Source organism: Thomasclavelia saccharogumia DSM 17460, from assembly GCF_000686665.1.
Classification (GTDB): Bacteria; Bacillota_I; Bacilli_A; order Erysipelotrichales; family Coprobacillaceae; genus Thomasclavelia; species Thomasclavelia saccharogumia.
The window spans coordinates 1-2,844 of the sequence record NZ_JMLH01000120.1; the positions used below are offsets into that span (position 1 = coordinate 1).

Below are 2,844 nucleotides of genomic sequence, written 5' to 3' on the forward strand. Positions count from 1 at the left end.
AAAAACAGGTGAGAAAAATTATGAAGTTAGATATAAATATTAATCATTTTTAAAAAGGCACTTGAAAAACATGCAAAATAACGAAACTCAAAATATGGTTTAACTAGTAATTTTGAGTTAATATGCTATAATTTTACTGGGATAATAAGAGGAGGTTGATGATGAACAAAAAATTAAAAGGATTATTTATCTCATTAGTTGTTTTAACTATGAGTTTTTCAATTAGTATGCCATTAAATAATGTATCAGCTGAAGAAAATACAAAAGATGAAGAATTTGTTGCTGGTGATACATTAAAAGATGATGAAGTTGTAACTACGATGGATGAAAATGGTAATGTATATTTGCTAGATGATGTTGAAGAAAATATGCCTAAGAGTAATAACTCTAAAAAAGTTCAAAGTCGTAGTATTGAAAGAATTACTAACTCATCTACAGCTGTAGTTAATTTTAGAATTTATAGCTCTGCTAGTACTAATACTTCATATTATGAAGATGGCACAAACAGAGAAGGCTATACAAATGGCTATTATGCTGCTGATGGTGCTTTTTTGGGATATGATAATGAAACAAATCCTACAAAAGTTAAATTTATGCAGGCAGGTGTAATTGGCTGGGTTGATGTTAATAAAGTAGAGGTATTAAATTATACTGATTCTAAAGTTAATACATTAAGTAAGTATTATGTAAAGAATGGTAAATTATATCATGGAATTTCTACAAATTTATCAAATAGCAGTTATAGCTCATCATTGAATGCAGGAACGGCACCATCGTATTTAAAAGAGGGCTATGATTATTATAGTTATGATGGTCATTATTTTTATGAAGGCAGTACAGCAGCAAGCTATGCTAAAATGCTTAATGATTATCGAAACAACAGAAGAACAAATGCTGTTAATAGTTCTTCACCATATTATAATTATTATCAATATTTATCCCATCGTAGTATAACTACATATAGTGCAGATGAATTGAATAAGGCTATATCAGCATTAGTTGGTGCTTCTGAAAATTCATATGGAAGGACTTCTAAATTAAGAAATTTAGGAGAATGTTTTATTTCGAATCAAAATAAATATGGGACAAATGCATTATTAATGTTGGCAGTAGCCGCAAATGAAAGTGCATGGGGTTGTAGTAATATTGCAGCTCAGAAGAATAATTTATTTGGTCATGCTGCATATGACAGTGACCCAAACGGAAGCGCAAATGGCTATTCTTCTGTTGAATATAGTGTATATTATCATTCCGCAATGTTTATATCTAAAGGTTATTTAGATCCTGTAACTGATAGCCGTTATTATGGAGCTAATTTAGGTGATAAAGCAAGTGGTTTAAATGTTAAATATGCTTCGGATCCATATTGGGGAGAAAAAGGAGCTGCTATTTGTTGGCGGATTGATGAGTATTTAGGTTCAAAAGATGCATCAAAATATACGATTGCAATAAAAGATACATTAAATAATAATCATTCAGTTATTAACATAAAAAGTGATGCAAATAGTGGTTCAAAACCATTATATTCCACATATCCTGTAAGTTCTAAAAGTACATATAGTAGTTATGCACCTTCAAATTATCCATTTATTGTTTTAAAAAATGGAGATAAAAACAACTATTATAAAATCCAATCTGATGGAGCAGTAAATAGTGATCGTACGGGGATAATTCAAGATCCAAGTCAATCAGAATATGATTTTGATAAAGATTATGGATATATTCCAAAATCAAGTGTGACAATAGTATGTACAGGTAGTGATTCATCAAGCAGTAAAGCAAATACCGAAAATACTACAGGGCAGCCAACAGGTAAAGGTGATAGTGAACCAACTTTATATTATTCAGCCAATAGTCAAAGTGTTGGCTGGTTAGATGAAGTAAATGAGCCTAATACAGCAGGAACTACAGGACGCTCGTTAGACTTATATCAAATCAAGATAAATTTAAAAAATGCAGTTAAGTCAGCAGTATTATCAGGGCAAGTATACAGCAATGGTTCATGGCTGAATTATGATAAGATCACTTCTTCTACTGTTATTGGAAATGCAAATTCAGCATTACAATTAGTTAATTTTAATTTAACTAATCAAGCAGGATATAAATTACAATATCGAGTTCATAGTGCGGATATTGGCTGGCAGGCATGGACTGATCAAGGAAATAATGCTGGAACAGTTGGAAAGAATATTCAAGCAATTGACTTTAGACTAGTAAAAGATAGTTCTATTGTTTATAGCCCATCAATTTATTACCAGGCACATGTTAGTGAAAAAGGCTGGCTGGATTATGTTGGAGATAGTGAGACTGCAGGAACTATCGGAGAATCATTATCATTAGAAGCGTTTAAAATTGGAATTGATAATTTAGATAATTATCAATTAACTATAAAAACCTATGATAAAGTAAATGGTTGGGTAACGAGAAATAATGTTAATGATGAAACAATCAATGGAACAGAAGGAGAATCATTACCATTACAAGCAATTAATGCTGTTTTAACGGATAATAATTCTGGATATATTTTACAATATCGTACTTATTTATCTAATCTTGGTTGGACAGAATGGACTAATCAAGGTGAAAATAGCGGTGATACTTCAGGAAATAGACAAATAGAAGCAGTTATGTTTAGACTAGTTCAAAGCAATGAACCAGTAAGCGTATCACTTAATAAAACGAGCTTAAATCTTTATGTTAGTAGTAGTGAAAATCTTATAGCCACTATTACTCCTGAAAATGTTACAAATAAAACACTAACATGGACAACAAGTAACAGCAGTGTGGCAACAGTAAGCAGTACTGGAAAGATTACAGCTAAAAGTGCAGGAACAGCAACGATTA

The 2,844-nt window shown here is 31.2% G+C and carries 1 protein-coding gene; it reads left to right on the forward strand.

Annotated features, from left to right (window positions below; genetic code table 11):
• Positions 1-161 precede the first annotated feature (161 nt).
• The coding region (locus BR82_RS16505) for a glucosaminidase domain-containing protein (RefSeq protein ID WP_051592861.1) at positions 162-2,844 on the forward strand (2,683 nt) is incomplete at its 3' end.